This is a genomic window from Dactylosporangium sp. NPDC051087 (assembly GCF_055586325.1).
Genome location: NZ_JBVJIJ010000048.1, coordinates 30,343 through 48,157 on the forward strand (window position 1 = coordinate 30,343; position 17,815 = coordinate 48,157).

Genomic DNA, 17,815 nt, shown 5'->3' on the forward strand with positions numbered 1-17,815 from the left:
CCGTGCCCTTTCGCCGAGGAAAGCCCGGACGGTGACGCGGAGGAGGAGTGGATCCCGGCGAAGCGGTCGACGCGGTTGACCGGCCGGGAGCCGGAAGATACCTTCCGGCATCAATGACCGGCGATGCGTGCCGGTCTTCGTCTTACGGGGAGACGTGCATGCCTGCAATGGCAATCCGACGGCGCATCGGCGGCATGCTGGCCGTCGCCATCGCCGTGACGGCCGCGACGGTGCTGGTCACGGGCGAGGCCGCGACCGCAGCACCCGCACCGCGGCCCGGGGTCACGATGAAGGTCAACGGTGCGGCGTTGAGCCTGACCTACCGTCAGATCCACAACAAGATCGGCAAGTGTGTCGGCATCGCCGCGGGCCTCGCCGGAAACTGGGACTGCACCACCAACGACGATCAGATGTGGGCGTGGCGTGACACTCCGGCCCTGTGCGAGAACGACAGCCTGACGATGTGCTGGGGACAGGTCGTGAACCGCAACGGGCAGTGCCTGGCCGTCAACGGCCGCAGCACCGCGGCCGGAGCGCGGGTGTTCGGCTTCCGCTGCGACCTGAACAGCCCGGACCAGTACTGGCGCTGGTTCGACAAGGACAGCGGCGGCTACGGGCTGCTCGGCAACTTCAACGCATACCACTCCGCCAGCTCCAGCTGGGTGATCGGCGTCGACGCCGGCTCGACGGCCAACGGCGCGGCGGTCATCCTGTGGTGGCCCGACGGCAGCGCGAACCAGCGCTGGGTCTACACCTCACTGTTCCCCGCGTAGCACCGGACGCCCCGCCCCTGGTGGCCGCGCTCACTGCGACCATCAGGGCGGCGGTGACGTCGGCGGTCGCGACCGAGACGACGGGCGCGAAGAACCCGCTCGCGGCGAGCCGGTCGTACCTGCGCTGCGCGGTCAGCCCGGGTCGTGTCCGCGTGTGATGGAGACGTAGGTGCACTCGTCGAGACGCTTGGCGAGCGTGACCGACGGGCGGCCGAGGAGCGCGGGAAGCGCGGCGTCGTCGGTGCCGGTCGCCGCCACCAGCGCCGCGAACCAGGTCCGGCCCAGGGGCAGGTGGCCGGTGAAGACCGCGACGGAGTGGGCGAGCCGCTCCACGGCCGGGGTCGGCAGCGTCCCGCCGCCGATCCTAGTTGCGCAGCGCCGCGGCGAGGCGGCGGGCGTTCATGTGGGCGATCGCCTCGACGGAGATCATCGGGTTGACGCCGGACGACGTCGGGAAGCAGGACGCGTCGGCGACGACGAGGTTCGGGACCTCCCACGTCGCGCCGTCGGGGTCCGTGGCCGACGTGGCCTTGGAGCCGCCCATGCGGGCCGCGCCCATGATGTGCAGCGCCGCCATCGACAGCTGGCCGGGCGCGGTGCCGAGGCCGCCGGTGTACGCGATGAAGTCGTCGATCGAGCCCTTGCCGCGCTGCCACGTCAGGCCGCGCTGGTGGCCGGAGAAGACGGTCAGCGCGCCGGCGGCCTCCACGATGCGGGCCGCGCCGGCGATCCCGGCCCGCATGTGGGCGGCGTCGTACGCGGAGAGCCGGTAGTGCACGACGGGCTCACCGTCGCGGTCGACGGTGACGTGGCCGGCGTCGCGGTCGCGGGTGATGACGCCGACGCCGCTGAGGTGCGGCAGGGCGCGCATCTGGGCGAGGTGCGACCGCGCGCCGCGCCAGCTCATGAACGACACGGCGATCGCCGGGTTGGTGGCGGCCGTCTCGTAGATGACGCCGTAGCCGTGGCCGTCGAGGTCGGCGTGCTCGGTGGAGTACCGCGTCTGCATCCCGCCCTCCCACGGGCGGACCTCCTCGGCGAACGTGCCCCAGACGCCGGTGGCCGGGTGCAGGTGCAGGTGCCGGCCGATGTTGGGGTTGGTGAGCCCGGAGCGGCGCAGCAGCGCCGGTGTCTGGATGCTGCCGGCGGCGGCGACGACCGCCCGGGCACGCACGGTGACCGGGAAGCCGTCGGCGGTGTGCCCGGTGACGCCGGTGGCGGCGCCGGCCGCGACGGTGACGGTCCGCACGTCGACGCCGACGAGCAGCCGCGCGCCGGCCCGCTGCGCGTCGACGAGCCAGGTCTTCGCCACGGACTGCTTGGCGCCGATGCGGCAGCCGAGGCCGCACCGGCCGCACTCGACGCCGGTGTCGCAGCCGATGACGTTGCGCGGCATCTCCGCGACGTGCCAGCCGAGCTTGGTGAGCCCGGCCTGCATGAGGGCGTCGCGGGAGGAGATCGCGCCGTGGTCGAGGTTCACGCCGAGGCGGGTCCAGACCGCGTCGAGCGAGGCGTCGTACTCGTCGGTGGCGAACTGCGGCACGCCGTGCGACGCCCACTCGTCGCGTACACCGGCCGGCGTGCGGAACGACGTGGAGTAGTTGACGACGGTGCCGCCGCCGACGCCCTGGCCCTGCAGCAGGCTCAGCTGCCCCTCGGCGGTCGCGGCCGGGCCGGGCGCGTAGAGCCGGGACAGGCCGGACAGCTCGCCGCCGTCGAAGTCCCGGTCGTCGTGGTAGGCGCCCTTCTCCACGACGACGACGTCGAGCCCGGCGGCGGCGAGGACGGCGGCCGCGGTCCCGCCGCCCGCCCCGGATCCGACGACCACCACGTCGCAGTCCAGGACGGTCGGTCCGGCCGGCCGGATCGGTCGCAGCGGCGGTTCCGCGGCGTCGGCCCGGGTGCCGAGGGGGCCCGGATAGCCGATCGCGTCCCACAGCGGCGAGTGCCCGGTCGGGCCGGGCGCCAGGTAGTAGGAGAGTGTCGCGGCGCCCTTGAGCGCCTGGAACAGCGCCCGCTTGCGGGCGTTGCCGGACTCGGCGAGCCCGAGCAGGATCGCCTCCCGCCGGGCCTGCGGCTGCCGGGAGAACGAGCGCGGCCCGCCGCCCCGCAGCGGCGCGGCCAGCGGCGAGTCCCACAGCGTCAGCAGCCGCAGGAACTGCCGGGTCTCGGCGGCGCGCGGGTTGCCCAGCACGAGACCGGCCATGATGTCGACGGCGCCGATCTCGCGGGCCGACGGGATGCCGTCGCCGTCGCCGGGCGCGAAGGTGTCGCAGATGCTCGCGAGCGCGGCGCGCTGCCGGGCGGTGAGTTCCATCAGGACTTCCCGATCGTAGAAGGTGACGCGCCGAAGTACGCCTCGGCGACGGTGTGCCGCTGCGCGCGCAGCCGGCGGGCGGATCCGGCGAGGACGGCGCGGCCGTGGTGGAGCACGACGGCCCGGTCGGCGACGGTCAGGGCGAGGTCGATGTGCTGCTCGACGAGCACGACGGCGACGCCGAGCCGGTCGGCGAGCGCCCGGACGGTCGGCAGGATCGCCTGCACGGCGATGGGGGACAGGCCCAAGCTGAGCTCGTCGATCAGCAGGATCCGCGGCATGCTGACGAGGGCCTTGGCGATGGCGAGCGTCTGCTGCTCGCCGCCGGACAGCAGCCCGCACCGGCGGGCCAGCAGCGGCTCCAGGGTGGGGAACAGCTCCAGCACCCGGCCGAGGTCGGCCCGCCGGGCGAGGGTCAGGTTCTCCCGGACGGTCAGGCCGTGGAACACGCCGCGGGTGTCGGGGACCAGGACGAGCCCGGCGCGGGCGTTGCGTTCGACACGCCGGTGCAGCGGCCGCCCGTACGCGGTGACGGTGCCCGCGGTCGGGGCGATGACGCCGGCGGCGGTGAGCAGCGTCGTGGTCTTGCCGGCGCCGTTGGGGCCGAGCAGCGCGACGACCTCGCCCTCGCCGACCTCGAGGTCGAGGTCCCGCACGGCGGGGACGCCCGCGTACCCGGCGGTGACGCCCGCCAGCTTCAGGACGGCGGTCATGAGGGCACCTCCTGAGGGGCGCCGGCGTCGGCCGGGGTGCCGGCTTCGGCCGGGGCGCCGAGGTACGCGGTCCGCACGGCCGGGTCGGCGCGGACCTCGCGGGGCGTGCCGGCGGCGATGACGGCGCCGTAGTCCAGGACGTACACCCGGTCGCAGACGTCGAAGACGAGGTTCATGTCGTGGTCGATGAGCAGCACGCCGAGGCCCGCCGCCGCGATCGCCCGCACGTGCCCGCCGAACTCGGCGCTCTCGTCGGTGTCGAGCCCGGCGGCCGGCTCGTCGAGCAGGACCGCGCGGGTCCCGCCGGCGAGGGCGCGGGCCACCCCGACGATCTTCTGCCGGCCCAGGCTCAGCTCGCCGGGGCGCCGGTCCGCCACGAACTGCAGGCCGAACATCTCCAGCGCCGCGTCCACGCCGCCGGCCCGGGCGACCCGCCCGGTCAGGTCGCTCCACAGGTTGCGCAGCGGGCCCCGGGCGGCGGCGACGGCGACGTTCTGCCGGACGGTCAGGTCGCCGAAGAGCTCGCCCGCCTGCCAGGTGCGGGCCAGCCCGGCGCGGCGGCGGGCGTGCGGCGGGAGCCCGTCGAGGCGCCGCCCGGCGAGGGTGACGGTGCCGCGGGCGGCGGTGAAGCCGGTGACGGCGTCGACGAACGTGGTCTTGCCGGCGCCGTTCGGCCCGATCAGCCCGACCACCTCGCCGGCGCCGACGTGCAGGGTGACGTCGGTGTTGGCGAGGACGCCGCCGTACCGCACCGTGAGTCCGGTGGCTTCCAGGAGCGTCATGCCGCGACCTTCCGGCGGTGGAGATGCCCGGCGATGCCGGAGGGGTTGAGCACCGCGGTGACGACGAGCGCGCACGCGGCGATGAGCGTGTAGTACCGGCCGAGGCCGAACGTCGTGTTGAGCAGCGTGTACAGCACCCCGAGCGGCGCGACGAGACCGGCGATGACGGCGCCGCCGATGCGGGTGATGCCGCCGACGTAGGTCATGCACAGCACGCCGAGGCCGACGATGACGTTGAACGACTCCGCGGACAGCTGCGAGCGGCTGTACCCGATGAGGCAGCCGCCGACCCCGGCGAGGAACGCGGCGACGGCGAACCCGGCGAGCTTCGTGCGGGCCACGTCGATGCCGGCCGCGGCCGCCGCGCGCTCGTTGGCGCGCACCGCGAGGAACGCCTGCCCGGTCGTGCCGGCGAGCAGCCGCGCGACGGCGGCGGCGAGCACCCCGACCACGACGACGACCGTGCCGGCGAACGCGGTCGTCGTCAGGTCGGTGCCGCGCCGCACCTCGAGGTTCCAGCCGAGGAGGGTCGGCCCGTCGATGAGGTTGCCCTCGAACGGGGTCAGCGCCGGGTTGGCGAACACGAGCTGCTGGATGGCGATCGCCCCGGCGAGCGTGACGACCGCCAGCTGGGCGCCGCGGATCCGCAGCGCCGGCAGGCCGACGGCGACCCCGACGAGCGTGGCGACGCCCGCCGACACGAGGACGGTGAGCGGGAAGGGCAGCCCCCAGGCGACGGTGGCCCTGGAGAGCACGAAGCCGCCGGTACCGGCGAAGGCCATGGACGCGAGGGAGATCTGCCCCAGGTAGCCGGTGAGCACGACCAGGGACAGGGCGATCAGCGCCATGATGATCGAGGTGACGACCCCGAAGCGCCAGCTGCCGGACGTGAGGGCGATCGCGGCGGCGGCCGCGCCCGCGAGCAGCAGGCCCGCCCGCAGCCGGTGCCGGGGCAGCGCCACCGCCGGCATCCGGTCCGCGCCGGGCGCGCCGCGGGCGGGGATGCCGCGGCCGAGCACGACGAGCGCGACGACGACGAGCACGAACGGCACCGCGTCGCCGAGCCCGGCCTGCGCCCAGGCGGGCCAGCCGTCGACGGTGCTCGCCAGCAGCAGCAGCGACTGGAAGCAGCCGATGCCGATACCGGCGAGCCCCGCGGTCAGGACCGACGTGAGCCGGGCCAGCAGCGCCGCGGCGAGCCCGGGCAGGACGTAGAACATGTACCCGATCGGGTCGAGCCCGACGGTCGGCGCGGCGAGGACCGCGACCAGCGCCGTCGCGGCGCCGGTGCACAGCCACGCGACGGCGGCGAGCCGGTCCGGCGAGAGGCCGGTGAGCCGGGCGGCCCGCTCGTCCTCGGCGCAGGCCCGGGTCGCGACGCCCCAGCGGGTCCGCCGGAAGTACACCGAGAACGCCACGGTCGCGGTCAACGCCACCGCGAGGAGGATCAGGTCGCTCACGTTGAGCCGCGTCCCGGCCACCCCGAGCGTCCGGTCGGTGAGCAGCGGCGCCGCGAGCGCACCGTCGGTCCGGAACCGCAGCGGCACCAGCGAGCCGATCGCGAGCATCAGCCCGACCGACGCCACCACCTGCGACAGCGGCGGCGCGCCGCGCAGCGGCCGGAACACCAGCCAGTGCGCGGCGAACGCCAGCGCCGCCGTGCTCAGCACCCCGAGCGCCACCGCCGTCCACGCTTCTCTTGCCGCGGTGCCCAACGGCACTGACCCGACCGGCAGGACCAGGGTGCCGCTGCGGCGCAGCTCGGCGACGACCCAGACGCCCCACAGCGCGAGCGATCCCTGCGCGAAGTTGAGGACCCCGGTGGCGACGTGCAGTGCCACGATGGACGTGGCGATGACGGCGTACACGGCGCCGGCGGCGAAGCCGAGCGTGAGGAAGAGCAGGACCTGATCCATGGTGCCGCTACACCGCGCCCGGGATCGCGGCGAGGACCTGCGGGACCGGCGTGATCCAGGTGTCCGTGACGGGCTTCGCCGAGCCGTCGGGCTGCACGACGTACAGCAGGATCTGCGTCGTGCAGTTCGGTGAGGTGGCGCTGCCGCATTTGAGCCGCGGGCCGAGGAAGCTCGGGAAGTCCCTGAGGCCCTTGAGTGTCTTGAGCACGCCGGGGCCGGTCAGGTCGGTCTCGGCGGCGCTGGACATCGCCTTGGCGAAGTTCACCAGCAGCGCGAACTCGCCGACGGCGTAGTAGCCGCCGGTGCCGCCCTCGACGCCGTCGATGTACCTCGTGGCGAGGGACAGCTCCCGTTGCAGCTCGGCGGGCACGTACTTCGCCGCGACCGGCAGCCAGTTGGAGGAGTACAGCGCCCCGCCGGCGGCCTGCGCGGGGCCGGCCTTGATGTAGTCGGTGCAGGCGGCGGTGAAGATGTCGCCCTTGTACTGCAGCTGCCGCAGCGCCTTCACCAGCGCCGTGCACACGGCCTCGCTGGGGGAGGCGACGAGGCCGCCGACGTCGGGCTTGTCCTGGGCGATGGTGGAGGCGACGGCGGTGAAGTTGGGGTTGGTGGGGGAGAAGTAGATGCCCTTGGCGGTGATGCCGAGGGTCTTCGCCAGCACCGGCAGCAGGTTGTCGATGGTCTGGTGCGACGACGGGGTGTCGACGAGCGCGAGGGTGACCGACGTCTTCCCGGCGGTCTTGAACGCCTGGAGCGCGCCGACGAGGAACGACGCCTGCGGGGCGGCGAAGAACACCCGGTTCTCGGCCTTGGCGCCGGTGACGGAGTCGAACGGGATCATGCCGACGAGCGGGATCCGCGCGGCGGTCAGCGCGGGCAGGGTGGCGCTGGAGGACAGGTTGTAGCCGTCCATGACGGCGACGACCTTCTTCTCCACGAACGTGTTGGCGCACGACTGCGCCTTCTCCGGGGTCGTGTCGGTGTCGCAGTACACGACCTCGAGCGGGTGGCCGTTGATGCCGCCCAGCTCGGTGTTGACGTACTTGAGGGCGGCCTTGACGCCGGTGTCGGTGCCGGGCTGCGGGACCGGCCCGCCGTTCGGGTTGAGGAAGCCGACGGTGATCGGCGGCTTCGAGAAGCTGGGTGCGGCGCGCTGCGGCTCGGCGGTGTCCTCGGCGCAGGCGGCGGTGACCATGACAACGGCGACGGCGGCGAGGGTTTTGATTCGGAGCATGGGAACTCCACTTCGATCACATGGTTGCCTCGAGGGGGCGGGCGGGGGCCCGTGAGGCGTCGCGGCGCGCTTTCCCGGCGACGCCCGTGGGGCGCCGCCGGCATTGCCGGCGACGCCCGTGGATCGCGTAGGAGGCACTGTAAGTCAGCGTTAACTTATTGGGAAGTATCCGCGCGGTACTACTGCGACTCACTACTAACTTCGTGCAGCCCGTAGGTCTTGGCGATGATGTCGCGCTGGATCTCGCTGGTGCCGCCGTACACCGTGGAGACGATCGACGAGCGGACCAGGCGCTCCATGTCGAACTCGGTGGCGTAGCCGTAGCCGCCCATCATCTGCATCGCGTCGAGCGTCACCCGGCGGGCGGTCTCGGTCGCCTTCAGCTTCGCCATCGACGTCTCCCGCGGCAGCACCGTGTCGGGTGCGCGGTCGACCTGCGCGGCCGTCGCGTACACGAGCAGCCGGGCGCACTCGATCTCGGTGGCGAGGTCGGCGAGGCGGTGCCGCAGCACCTGGAACGAGCCGATCGGCCGGCCGAACTGGCGCCGCCCCTTCACGTACTCCACGACGTCGTCGAACGCGCGCTGCGCGGTGCCGAGCATGAGGCTGGCGAGGATCAGCCGCTCCAGGTTGAGCCCCGCCATCAGCTGCCGCCAGCCGGCGTCGAGCGTGCCGACGACGGCGTCCGCGGGCAGCGCGCAGTCGGTGAAATACAGGTCGTTGACCTCCCGGCCGCCCATCGTGTCGATCCCGGAGACGGTCAGTCCGGCGGCCGTCGTGGGGACCTGGAACATGGTGAGTCCACTGTGGTCACCGGCGCGGCCGCTGGTCCGCGCGACGAGCAGGATGCGCTCGGCGAGGTGCGCGTTGGAGCACCACGTCTTCTGCCCGTTGACCACCCACTCGTCGCCGCGGCGCTCGGCGCGGCAGCTGAGGTTCGCCACGTCCGAGCCGGCCTCGGGCTCCGACATGGCGATCGCCTCGATGGCGCCGCGGGCGACCCCGCCGAGGACGACCTTCTTCTGCTCGGGCGAGCCGAAGCGCTCGTACGCGGCGGCCACGATGATCGAGGTGGTGAAGCCGCCGATCGGGGCCATCGCCTTCGCGGTCGTCTCCAGGAACAGGCACAGGTCGACCATGCCGGCGCCACCGCCGCCGAACTCCTCCGGCAGCGCCATGCCGAGCCAGCCGAGGTCGGCCATCTTGCGGTAGAGCTCGGGGCTGTGGTTCTCCCTGCCGCCGTCGGTCAGCGCCAGGCGCTGCTCCCGGCTGCCGGCCTCCCGGCGGCAGAAGTCCTGCACCGCGGCCACCAGGGATCGTTGTTCGTCGTTGTATTCCACAGCTGGTTCCTCCATGGATGCCGTCGTGAACGCGGGGATTGACACCGAGGCTAAACTATCGAATATCAAATGTCAGGGAGGTCTCGATGACGTCGGCCGTCGCGCACGAGGTGGCTGTTGAGGCGGCGGTGGAGCGCGCCCGCACCGCCGCCGGCTGGTGGGCGGGCCTCACCGCCCGGCAGCGGCGGCACCATCTGCTGGCGTTCAAGGCGTCGATCGCCCGGCGGGTCACCGAGCTCGCCTCGCTGATCCGCGAGGAGACCGGCAAGCCGCTCGCGGGGGCGCTGCTGGAGGTGATGCTCACCGTCGAGCACCTCGACTGGGCCGCCCGCCACGCCGGCCGCGTGCTCAAGCGGCGTTCCGTGTCCTCGGGCATGCTCGCCTTCAACCAGGCCAGCACCGTCGAGTACGTGCCGTTCGGGGTGGTCGGCGTGATCGGCCCGTGGAACTACCCCTTCTACACGCCGATGGGCTCCATCTCCCACGCGCTCGCCGCCGGCAACGCGGTCGTGTTCAAGCCCAGCGAGTTCACGCCCGGCGTCGGGTCGTGGCTGGCCGCGCGCTGGCTCGAACTGCTGCCGGAGCACCCGGTCCTGCAGGTGGTCACCGGTGACGGCGCGACCGGCGCCGCGCTGTGCCGGGCGGGCGTGGACAAGATCGCGTTCACCGGCTCCGCGGCCACGGCCCGTCGCGTCATGGCGGCCTGCGCGGAGCGGCTCACCCCGGTCGTCATCGAGGGCGGCGGCAAGGACGCGCTCATCGTCACCGCCGACGCCGACCTGCCGGCCGCGGCGAACGCCGCGGTGTTCGGCGGCCTCGGCAACGCGGGCCAGACCTGCGCCGGCGTCGAGCGCATCTACGTCGTCGACGCCGTCCACGACGCGTTCCTGGCCGAACTGACCCCGCTGCTGCGCGAGGTGCGGCCGGGCGCCGAGGCCGACGCGCCCTACGGGCCGATGACCACGCCCACGCAGCCGGAGATCGTCCGGCGGCACATCACCGACGCGATCGACCGCGGCGGCCGGGCCGTCGTCGGCGACGCGGCCTCGGTGCGCCCGCCGTTCGTCGACCCGGTCCTGCTCGCCGGCGTCCCCGAGGACAGCGCCGCCGTCACCGAGGAGACGTTCGGCCCGGTGCTGATCGTCAACCGGGTCGCCGACACCGACGAGGCGCTGCGCCGCGCGAACGCCACCGCCTACGGGCTGGCCGGCTCGATCTTCACCCGCCGCCGCGCGACCGGGCGGGCGCTCGCCGCGGGGCTGCGGGCGGGCGCGGTCTCGGTCAACTCGGTCCTCGGCTACGCCGCCGTGCCCGCGCTGCCCTTCGGCGGCGTCGGCGACTCAGGCTTCGGCCGGGTCCACGGCGCCGACGGGCTGCGCGAGTTCAGCCGGGCCAAGTCCGTGACGTGGCAACGCTTCCGCCCGCCGATCGACCTGCTGACCCTGCAGCCCGCCGAGAAGGCGATGCGCACGTCGCTGACGATGTTCAAGCTGCGTCACGGGCGCGGGTGAGGTCGGCCGTTGCGAAGCCCGTCCACCAGCCCGTCCATCCGCCCGTCCGGCCGGCCGCTCGGCCGAAAGGCCAGGTCAGGCGGTCCAGAGGCCGAGGTCGTCGAGGTGCTTGACGAGGCGCTCGGCGCCGTCGGTGAAGTGGCGGGCCATGACCGGGCGGGCCGCGTCGGCGTCGTTGGCCGCCAGCGCCGCCAGCAGCGCCTCGTGGTCGGTGACCATCGCGGCGCGCCAGGCGGCGTCGGCGGCGTAGAAGCGGGTCGGCGTGTAGCGGGTCGCGGCCCGCAGCAGCCACGACAGCTTGCGGGCGTCGGCGAGCCGGTTGATGCCGCGGTGGAACTCGAACTCCAGCTGCTCCACCTTGCTCGCCTGCCGCGCCTGCGCGGCCTTGGCCAGCCGCTGGTGCACCGCGCGCAGCTCGTCCAGCTGCGCCGGGGTGATGACGGTGGCGACCCGGGCGACCAGCTCGCCGGCGATGTGCCCCTGCAGCCCGAAGACGTCGATGATGTCCTGCCGGGACAGCGGCGCGACCACGTGCCCGCGGCGCGGCTGCAGCTCGACCATGTCCTCGGCGCGCAGCATCAGCAGCGCCTCGCGGACCGGGGTGATGCTCAGCCCGGTCTCCTCGGCGACCTGCTCGAGCCGGATCCGCGAGCCGGGGCGCAGCTGGCCGGACATGATCCGGTCGCGGAGCAGGCTCGCCACGGTCTCCGACAACTGCGGGCGGCCGTCTGACAGCTTGGACATGCCCGCAATAGTATCAAATGTCAAAAGTCAAAGAGGGAGCGCGATGAGCAGTGGCCTGCGGGTCGAGACCCGCGACGGCGTACGCACGATCTGGTTCGACCGGCCGGACCACCGTAACGCCATGACGTGGGAGATGTTCCGCGACTACTACGCGGCGCTCAAGGCGGCCGACGACGACCCGGCGGTCCGCGCGATCGTCGTCACCGGCGCCGGCGACTGGTTCTGCGCCGGCGCCGACCCCGCCGCGCTGCAGGCGTTGCTCGACCCCGGGCACCGCGACCGGCTGCTGCACGAGCTCGGCTTCGAGCCGCACCTGCCGCTGACCCTCGGCACGCCGATCGTCGCCGCGGTCAACGGCGGCGCCGCGGGCCTCGGGCTCGTCCACGCCCTCTACGCCGACGTGCGGTTCCTCGCCGCCGAGGCGCGCCTGTCCACCGCGTTCAGCCGGCTCGGCCTCATCGCCGAGTACGGCAGCGCCTGGCTGCTGCCCCGCCTCATCGGCGTCGGCAACGCCATGGACCTGCTCGTCTCCGGCCGCAAGATCGACGCGGCGGAGGCGCAGCGGATGGGCCTGGCGCAGCGGGTCCTGCCCCGCGCCGAGGTCCTGCCCGCCGCCCAGGCCTACGCCGCCGACCTCGCCGTGCACTGCGCACCGTCGTCGATGGCGATCATCCGGCGCCAGGTGTGGTCCGGCCTGGACAGCACCGCAGCGGACGCGACCGCCGACGCCGTCCGCCTGATGGGGGAGTCCCTGTCGGGCCCGGACTTCCGTGCCGCGGCGGCCGCGTTGGTACAGGGCAGCACGCCGAGGTGGGACGCATGACCGGACCACTGGCAGGTGTCAGAGTTCTGGAGCTCGCCGGCATCGGGCCCGGCCCGTTCGCCGCCATGCTGCTGGCCGACCTCGGCGCCGACGTCGTGCGCGTCGACCGCCCCGAGCCCGGCCCGCTGGCCGCCGGCGACCCCCGCACCGACCTGCTCAACCGCGGCAAGCGCTCGATCGTCGTCGACCTGAAGGACCCCGCCGGCGCCGGCCGGGTCCTCGACCTCGCCGCGAAGGCCGACATCGTCGTGGAGGGCTGGCGCCCCGGCGTCGCCGAACGCCTCGGCGTCGGCCCGGACGCGGCACTGGAGCGCAACCCGGCCCTGGTGTACGGGCGGATGACCGGCTGGGGCCAGGACGGCCCGCTCGCGCAGACCGCCGGGCACGACGTCGACTACATCGCACTCGCCGGTGCCCTGCACCCGATCGGCGCCGCCGACGGCCCGCCGCAGATCCCGCTGAACCTCGTCGGCGACTTCGGCGGCGGCTCGCTGTACCTCGTCGTCGGCTGCCTCGCCGCGCTGCACGTCGCCCGCACCACGGGCGTGGGCCAGGTCGTGGATGCCGCGATCGTCGACGGCACCGCGCACCTCACCACGATGTTCGCCGGGTTCCTCGCCACCGGCGCCTGGCGCCTGCAGCGGGGACGGAACCTGCTGGACGGCGGCGCACCGTTCTACGCCGTCTACGCCACCGCCGACGGCGGGCACCTGGCCGTCGGTGCCCTGGAGCCGCAGTTCTACGCCGAGCTGCTGCGCCTGCTCGGCCTCGACGCCGACCCGGACCTGCCCGCCCAGCACGACGTCAAGGGCTGGCCGGTGCTGCGGCAGCGGTTCACGGAGGTGTTCGCCACCCGTACCAGAGCGGAATGGACCGCCGTGTTCGACGGCACCGACGCGTGCGTGTCGCCGGTGCTGTCACTCGCCGAGGCCGCGGGCCACCCGCACCTGGTCGCACGCGGCACCTTCGAGGTCCACAACGGCATCGTGCAGCCCGCCGCCGCACCCCGCTTCTCGCGGACCCCCGGCGCGATCGGTGGCCTGCCACCGGTGCCCGGGCAGCACACCGACGACGTCGTCAAGGACTGGCTGGGAGGCCCCTGATGCGCATCGCCACCGCACTACCGGTGGACGCCGACCCGAGGGAGGCCGCCGACCGCGTCGCGGCCTGGGAGGACGACGGGCTCGACATCGTGTGGGTGTCCGAGGCGTACGGGTTCGACGCGCCGACCGTCATGGGCTACCTCGCGGCGAAGACGACGAGGCTCAGCATCGGATCCTCGATCCTGCCGCTGTACTCCCGTACCCCCGCGCTCCTCGCGCAGACCGCCGCCGGCCTCGACGCGGTCTCCGGCGGCCGCGCCATCCTCGGCGTCGGCGCCTCCGGGCCGCAGGTCATCGAGGGCTGGCACGGCGTCCCGTACGACAGGCCGCTCGCCCGTACCCGCGAGCTGATCGGCATCTGCAGGAGGGTGTGGCGCCGCGAGACCCTCGTCAACGACGGCGCCTACCAGCTGCCGCTCCCGCCCGGCGCCGGGACGGGCCTCGGCAGGCCGCTGAAGATTCTCAGCCGCCCGGTCCGCGACAGCATCCCGATCTACGTCGCGGCGCTCGGCGACCGCAACGTGCGGATGACCGCCGAGCTCGCCGACGGCTGGATGCCGTTCCTCTACGACCCTTCCCGCGCCGCGGACGTGTGGGGCGCCGCCCTGGCCGCCGGGCGGGAGAAACGCGACCCGGCGCTGGGGCCGCTGGAGATCGCCGCCGGCGGGCCGCTCGCGATCGGCGACGACGTCACCGGGCTACGGGACCTGGCCCGCCCGCTGATCGCGCTCTACGTCGGCGGGATGGGTGCCAAGGACCGCAACTTCTACCACGACCTCGTCAGCCGGTACGGGTTCGCCGCCGAGGCCGACCGCATCCAGGAGCTGTACCTGGCCGGCCGCAAGGAGGAGGCGGCCGCCGCCGTGCCGGCGGAGCTGCTGGAACGGACCAGCCTCATCGGGCCGGAGCGCTACGTCCGGGACCGGGTGCGGGCATACCGCGACGCCGGCGTCACGATCCTCAACGTGATGCCTCTCGGGCCAGACCCGCGCCGCCTGATCGCCGCCGTCAAAGCCATGACCCAGTAGGGAGTCACCGTGGAGCGCACCGTCTTCACCGCCGAGCACCGGGCGTTCGCCGAGCTGGTGCGGGCGTTCATCGACAAGGAGATCGCCCCGCACCACGAGCGGTGGGAGGCCGACGGGGTCGTCGACCGGGACGTGTGGCGGGCCGCCGGCGCCGCCGGCCTGCTCGGGTTCTTCGTCGACGAGCGTTACGGCGGCGCCGGCGTCACCGACCGGGTGTTCAGCGCCGTCCTCACCGAGGGCCTCGCCCGCGCCGGCGCGACCGGGCCCGCGTTCGGCCTGCACAACGACATCATCGGCCCGTACCTCACCGACCTCACCGACGAGGAGCAGAAGCGGCGGTGGCTGCCGGGCTTCTGCTCCGGCGACATCATCACCGCCATCGCCATGTCGGAGCCGGGTGCGGGCAGCGACCTGCAGGGCATCACCACCACCGCGGTGCGCGACGGCGACACGTACGTCCTGAACGGGCAGAAGACGTTCATCAGCAACGGCATCCTGTCCGACCTCGTCATCGTCGTCGCCCGCACCGACCCGGCGGCGGGGCACCGGGGGATCAGCCTGCTCGTCGTCGAGCGCGGCACGGCCGGCTTCGAGCGGGGGCGCAACCTCGACAAGATCGGGCAGAAGGCGCAGGACACCGCCGAGCTGTTCTTCTCCGACGTGCGGGTGCCGGCCGCGAACCTGCTCGGCGAGGAGGGGCAGGGCTTCGCGTACCTCATGCGGAACCTGCCCTTCGAGCGGCTGTCGATCGCCGTCGCCGCGCTCGCCGCGGCCGAGACCGTGTTCGAGCAGACCGTGGCGTACTGCAAGCAGCGGCAGGCGTTCGGCAAGCCGATCGGCAGCTTCCAGCACAACCGGTTCGTCCTGGCGGAGCTGGCGACGGAGCTGCGCCTCGGCCGGGTCTTCGTGGACCGCTGCCTGGTCGAGCCGGCGCTGACGGCCGAGACGGCGGCGATGGCGAAGTGGTGGTGCACGGAGTTGCAGCAGCGCACCGTGGACCGCTGCCTGCAGCTGCACGGCGGCTACGGGTACATGCGCGAATACCCGGTGGCGAAGGCGTTCCTGGACTCGCGGGTGCAGACCATCTACGGCGGCACCACGGAGATCATGAAGGAAGTGATCGGCCGGTCGCTGGGGCTGTGAGCAGCCCCGCCTCCCGCACCTGGGCCAGGGAGACCGTGGCCAGGCTGAGCTCGTGCGGCGCCGGATCGTCGACGAGGACGATCCGGCGCAGACTCGGCAGGTCCGCGAGGATCGGCCGCCACCTGTCCAGCTCGGCGGCGCTCTCCAGCACGAGCAGCTGCGGTGCGGCGTGCCGGGCGAGGTGCCGCAGCCGGTCGGGGCGCGTCGCCGGGTCGACCGCCGCCGGCACCGCGCCGAGCGAGGCGGCGGCGAGGTCGATCAGCCACTGCTCGGCCCGGCCGGGCAGGACGATCAGCAGCCTGCCGCCGGGCCGGAGCCCGATCCGGGTCAGGCCGCGGGCGAGCAGTGCCACCTCGGGGGGAAGGTCGGCGTCCATGGCGTCATTCCTGGCGCAGCATCGGCACGAGGAACTGGCGGGCGACCGCCGCCAGCTGCTCCTCGTCGTCGAGGTCGACGACCTTGCTCGGGATCGCGAGGAACGACGCCGAGACCCGGACCATCATCTCGGCGACGAGGTCGGCGTCGAGGTCGCCGGGCAGGTTGCCGGCGCGCTGCTCCTGGCGCAGCTGCCCGGCGACGAACTGCCGCACGGTGGCAAGAGTCTGCCCGCCGTCGCCGAGCATCGACGGCATGAGCAGGTCGGGCTCGGCGGCCATGAGCCCGCCGATGAGCGGGTTGCGGCGGATCGCCCGCAGCGAGCTCACGAAGCCGAACACGACCCGGTCGGCGACGGTCTCGGCCTGCTGGATGTCGGTGAGGAACACCTCGAAGTAGCGCCGGAACTCGCGGCGCACGACGTGCTCGACGAGGAGGTCCTTGGTGGCGAACCGCCGGTAGACGGTGATCCGGGAGACGCGGGCCCGCCGGGCCACGTCCTCCATGGTGGAGCGCTGGATGCCCATGCGGCAGAACTGCTCGTAGGCCGCGTCGAGGATGCGGCCGCGGGCCTCGTCGAGGTCGTCGACGCGCTCGACGGCGTCGAGGTAGGCACGCTCCAGCAACGACTGGTCCGGGTCCACGATCACCTCCTGCTGGTGCCGATTCTGCCCTGCCCGGCAGTCGATGTCACTGGATGCCTTGTGATTGCCGACACCATGTGTTGTCATCGATGATACACGGACGCGGGATGCGTTTCATCGTATCACCGCCGGTCCGGTACTCGAAGGAGGCGAAGGCATGGGCAACATCAGCCGGCGCAAAGTATTGACCACCGGCACTGCATTGGGCGCGCTCGGCGCGCTGAGCATCGCCACGCCGGCCTGGAGCTGGTCGCCCGCCGGGTCGGTGGCCGGCGCGGGACCCGGCGCCGACCCGCGCTGGGTGTGGGACGACGAGGCCGACCCGCTGGTCGCGTCACTGCTCGACCGCGGCGCCGTCCCGCAGGTCAACGCGCTGCTGCGCACCTGGACCAAGAACGGTCAGCCACTGCCCGACGGGCTGCCCGCCGACCTGCGCGACTTCATGGAGCGGGCCCGCCAGCTGCCCGCGTGGACCGACCAGCGCAAGCTGGCCCTGGCCGTCGAGTTCAACCGCAAACGCGGCCTCTACCTCGGCGTCCTGTACGGCCTGGCCAGCGGCATGATGAGCACCGTCATCCCGCACGAGGCCCGGGCCGTGTACTACTCCCAGGGCGGCGCGGACATGAAGGACCGCATCTCCAAGACCGCCAAGCTCGGCTACGACATCGGCTCGCTCAAGGCCTACCAGCCCGACGGCGAGATGATTGTGACCTGCGTCAAGACCCGCCTCGTCCACGCCGCCGTGCGACACCTGCTGCCGCAGTCGCCGTACTGGCCGGGCGCCGCCGACGAACAGATCCCGATCAGCCAGCGCGACATGATGGTCACCTGGCACAGCCTGCCGACCACCGTGATGCAGAAGCTGACCGACTGGCGGGTGCCGATCCCCGCGGCAGAGTCCGACGCGTTCCTGCACTCGTGGCAGGTCGGCGCGCACATGCTCGGCATCCGCGACGAGTACATCCCCGCGTCGTGGGCCGAGGCCAACTCGCAGGCCGCCCAGGTCCTCACCCCGGTCCTGGCGCCGACCCCGGAGGGCATCAAGCTCGCCGACATCCTGCTCAGCCTGGGCGCCGTCGTCGACGCCGGCATCCTCACCAAGCCGATCCTGGGCTCCTTCACCCGCTTCATGCTCGGCGACCAGATCGCCGGGTGGCTGCGGATCCCGCGCGAGCCGCTCTGGGACTCGCTGCTCAAGGTCGCCTGGGGGCCGTTCATCGCCGTCCGCGAAGGGCTGCTGCCCTTCCCGCTCGCCCCGCAGGCGTACTGGCTCTTCGACGAGTTCCTGCGCAAGGCGGCGCTGCTGTTCCTGTCCGAAGCCGGCCCGATCAGCATCGAGATCCCGCAGACCAACCGCCCTTCATGAATT

General features: G+C 73.2%; 17 protein-coding genes. 7 read left to right on the top strand and 10 right to left on the bottom strand.

Going from position 1 to position 17,815, the window contains the following annotated elements:
* Positions 1 to 167 precede the first annotated feature (167 nt).
* Positions 168 to 773, top strand: a complete 606-nt coding sequence (locus ACZ6TV_RS50910; RefSeq protein WP_465308189.1) for an RICIN domain-containing protein — start codon at positions 168 to 170, stop codon at positions 771 to 773.
* Between the two features lie 132 nt (positions 774 to 905).
* Here ACZ6TV_RS50910 and ACZ6TV_RS50915 read toward each other — a convergent pair whose 3' ends face one another.
* The 7 genes from ACZ6TV_RS50915 to ACZ6TV_RS50945 form a co-directional block, all read right to left on the bottom strand.
* A complete protein-coding gene (locus ACZ6TV_RS50915; RefSeq protein WP_465308191.1) occupies positions 906 to 1,106 on the bottom strand; it encodes a hypothetical protein in 201 nt (66 codons plus the stop codon).
* Between the two features lie 31 nt (positions 1,107 to 1,137).
* The gene (locus ACZ6TV_RS50920) at positions 1,138 to 3,090 is read right to left on the bottom strand and encodes a GMC family oxidoreductase (protein ID WP_465308193.1); all 1,953 of its coding nucleotides are present in this window, start codon (positions 3,088 to 3,090) and stop codon (positions 1,138 to 1,140) included.
* Positions 3,090 to 3,803 (bottom strand): ABC transporter ATP-binding protein, encoded by a 714-nt coding sequence (locus tag ACZ6TV_RS50925; protein WP_465308195.1) that lies wholly within the window; start codon positions 3,801 to 3,803, stop codon positions 3,090 to 3,092. The genes ACZ6TV_RS50920 and ACZ6TV_RS50925 overlap by 1 nt, the downstream gene beginning before the upstream one ends.
* On the bottom strand, positions 3,800 to 4,585 hold the full coding sequence (locus tag ACZ6TV_RS50930; protein ID WP_465308197.1) for an ABC transporter ATP-binding protein: 786 nt from the start codon (positions 4,583 to 4,585) through the stop codon (positions 3,800 to 3,802). Before ACZ6TV_RS50930 ends, ACZ6TV_RS50925 begins: the two co-directional genes overlap by 4 nt.
* Positions 4,582 to 6,501, bottom strand: coding sequence for an ABC transporter permease (locus ACZ6TV_RS50935; RefSeq protein ID WP_465308199.1), 1,920 nt, complete (start codon positions 6,499 to 6,501; stop codon positions 4,582 to 4,584). The genes ACZ6TV_RS50930 and ACZ6TV_RS50935 overlap by 4 nt, the downstream gene beginning before the upstream one ends.
* 7 nt (positions 6,502 to 6,508) lie before the next feature.
* On the bottom strand, positions 6,509 to 7,735 hold the full coding sequence (locus ACZ6TV_RS50940; RefSeq protein WP_465308201.1) for an ABC transporter substrate-binding protein: 1,227 nt from the start codon (positions 7,733 to 7,735) through the stop codon (positions 6,509 to 6,511).
* Between the two features lie 179 nt (positions 7,736 to 7,914).
* Entirely contained in the window at positions 7,915 to 9,090 is a 1,176-nt protein-coding gene (locus ACZ6TV_RS50945) for an acyl-CoA dehydrogenase family protein (RefSeq protein WP_465308203.1), read from the bottom strand.
* A gap of 71 nt (positions 9,091 to 9,161) precedes the next feature.
* Between ACZ6TV_RS50945 and ACZ6TV_RS50950 the strand changes: the two genes are divergently transcribed.
* Positions 9,162 to 10,586 (top strand): aldehyde dehydrogenase family protein, encoded by a 1,425-nt coding sequence (locus tag ACZ6TV_RS50950; protein ID WP_465308205.1) that lies wholly within the window; start codon positions 9,162 to 9,164, stop codon positions 10,584 to 10,586.
* Positions 10,587 to 10,661: 75 nt separating this feature from the next.
* On the opposite strand, the gene ACZ6TV_RS50955 is transcribed toward ACZ6TV_RS50950, so the two are convergent.
* The gene (locus ACZ6TV_RS50955) at positions 10,662 to 11,330 is read right to left on the bottom strand and encodes a GntR family transcriptional regulator (protein WP_354895670.1); all 669 of its coding nucleotides are present in this window, start codon (positions 11,328 to 11,330) and stop codon (positions 10,662 to 10,664) included.
* Positions 11,331 to 11,373: 43 nt separating this feature from the next.
* Here ACZ6TV_RS50955 and ACZ6TV_RS50960 point away from each other — a divergent pair, with 43 nt between their 5' ends.
* The 4 genes from ACZ6TV_RS50960 to ACZ6TV_RS50975 are packed head-to-tail and all read left to right on the top strand — an operon-like array spanning position 11,374 to position 15,427.
* Positions 11,374 to 12,153: an enoyl-CoA hydratase-related protein gene (locus tag ACZ6TV_RS50960; protein WP_465308207.1), complete on the top strand. Its 780-nt coding sequence runs from the start codon at positions 11,374 to 11,376 to the stop codon at positions 12,151 to 12,153.
* Complete coding sequence (locus ACZ6TV_RS50965) at positions 12,150 to 13,256, top strand: CaiB/BaiF CoA transferase family protein (RefSeq protein WP_465308209.1); 1,107 nt, start codon at positions 12,150 to 12,152, stop codon at positions 13,254 to 13,256. The genes ACZ6TV_RS50960 and ACZ6TV_RS50965 overlap by 4 nt, the downstream gene beginning before the upstream one ends.
* Positions 13,256 to 14,284: an LLM class F420-dependent oxidoreductase gene (locus ACZ6TV_RS50970; protein WP_465308211.1), complete on the top strand. Its 1,029-nt coding sequence runs from the start codon at positions 13,256 to 13,258 to the stop codon at positions 14,282 to 14,284. The genes ACZ6TV_RS50965 and ACZ6TV_RS50970 overlap by 1 nt, the downstream gene beginning before the upstream one ends.
* A gap of 9 nt (positions 14,285 to 14,293) precedes the next feature.
* Positions 14,294 to 15,427 carry an acyl-CoA dehydrogenase family protein gene (locus ACZ6TV_RS50975; protein WP_465308213.1) on the top strand — a complete coding sequence of 378 codons (1,134 nt, stop codon included), beginning with the start codon at positions 14,294 to 14,296 and terminating at the stop codon, positions 15,425 to 15,427.
* Here ACZ6TV_RS50975 and ACZ6TV_RS50980 read toward each other — a convergent pair.
* Together ACZ6TV_RS50980 and ACZ6TV_RS50985 are read right to left on the bottom strand one after the other, a co-directional pair.
* Positions 15,390 to 15,803: an AMP-binding protein gene (locus ACZ6TV_RS50980; RefSeq protein ID WP_465308215.1), complete on the bottom strand. Its 414-nt coding sequence runs from the start codon at positions 15,801 to 15,803 to the stop codon at positions 15,390 to 15,392. The two genes, ACZ6TV_RS50975 and ACZ6TV_RS50980, sit on opposite strands and share 38 nt — an antisense overlap.
* Before the next feature lie 4 nt (positions 15,804 to 15,807).
* Positions 15,808 to 16,446 (bottom strand): TetR/AcrR family transcriptional regulator, encoded by a 639-nt coding sequence (locus ACZ6TV_RS50985; RefSeq protein ID WP_465308217.1) that lies wholly within the window; start codon positions 16,444 to 16,446, stop codon positions 15,808 to 15,810.
* A gap of 157 nt (positions 16,447 to 16,603) precedes the next feature.
* Here ACZ6TV_RS50985 and ACZ6TV_RS50990 point away from each other — a divergent pair, with 157 nt between their 5' ends.
* The gene (locus ACZ6TV_RS50990) at positions 16,604 to 17,812 is read left to right on the top strand and encodes an oxygenase MpaB family protein (protein WP_465308219.1); all 1,209 of its coding nucleotides are present in this window, start codon (positions 16,604 to 16,606) and stop codon (positions 17,810 to 17,812) included.
* Positions 17,813 to 17,815: the final 3 nt, after the last annotated feature.

Excerpts from the sequence above, each read along its gene's own strand:
- ACZ6TV_RS50910 (WP_465308189.1), top strand. The coding sequence starts at position 168 with ATGGCAATCCGACGGCGCATCGGCGGCATGCTGGCCGTCGCCATCGCC.
- ACZ6TV_RS50920 (WP_465308193.1), bottom strand. The coding sequence starts at position 3,090 with ATGGAACTCACCGCCCGGCAGCGCGCCGCGCTCGCGAGCATCTGCGAC.
- ACZ6TV_RS50925 (WP_465308195.1), bottom strand. The coding sequence starts at position 3,803 with ATGACCGCCGTCCTGAAGCTGGCGGGCGTCACCGCCGGGTACGCGGGC.
- ACZ6TV_RS50930 (WP_465308197.1), bottom strand. The coding sequence starts at position 4,585 with ATGACGCTCCTGGAAGCCACCGGACTCACGGTGCGGTACGGCGGCGTC.
- ACZ6TV_RS50935 (WP_465308199.1), bottom strand. The coding sequence starts at position 6,501 with ATGGATCAGGTCCTGCTCTTCCTCACGCTCGGCTTCGCCGCCGGCGCC.
- ACZ6TV_RS50940 (WP_465308201.1), bottom strand. The coding sequence starts at position 7,735 with ATGCTCCGAATCAAAACCCTCGCCGCCGTCGCCGTTGTCATGGTCACC.
- ACZ6TV_RS50945 (WP_465308203.1), bottom strand. The coding sequence starts at position 9,090 with ATGGAGGAACCAGCTGTGGAATACAACGACGAACAACGATCCCTGGTG.
- ACZ6TV_RS50950 (WP_465308205.1), top strand. The coding sequence starts at position 9,162 with ATGACGTCGGCCGTCGCGCACGAGGTGGCTGTTGAGGCGGCGGTGGAG.
- ACZ6TV_RS50955 (WP_354895670.1), bottom strand. The coding sequence starts at position 11,330 with ATGTCCAAGCTGTCAGACGGCCGCCCGCAGTTGTCGGAGACCGTGGCG.
- ACZ6TV_RS50960 (WP_465308207.1), top strand. The coding sequence starts at position 11,374 with ATGAGCAGTGGCCTGCGGGTCGAGACCCGCGACGGCGTACGCACGATC.
- ACZ6TV_RS50965 (WP_465308209.1), top strand. The coding sequence starts at position 12,150 with ATGACCGGACCACTGGCAGGTGTCAGAGTTCTGGAGCTCGCCGGCATC.
- ACZ6TV_RS50970 (WP_465308211.1), top strand. The coding sequence starts at position 13,256 with ATGCGCATCGCCACCGCACTACCGGTGGACGCCGACCCGAGGGAGGCC.
- ACZ6TV_RS50980 (WP_465308215.1), bottom strand. The coding sequence starts at position 15,803 with ATGGACGCCGACCTTCCCCCCGAGGTGGCACTGCTCGCCCGCGGCCTG.
- ACZ6TV_RS50990 (WP_465308219.1), top strand. The coding sequence starts at position 16,604 with ATGGGCAACATCAGCCGGCGCAAAGTATTGACCACCGGCACTGCATTG.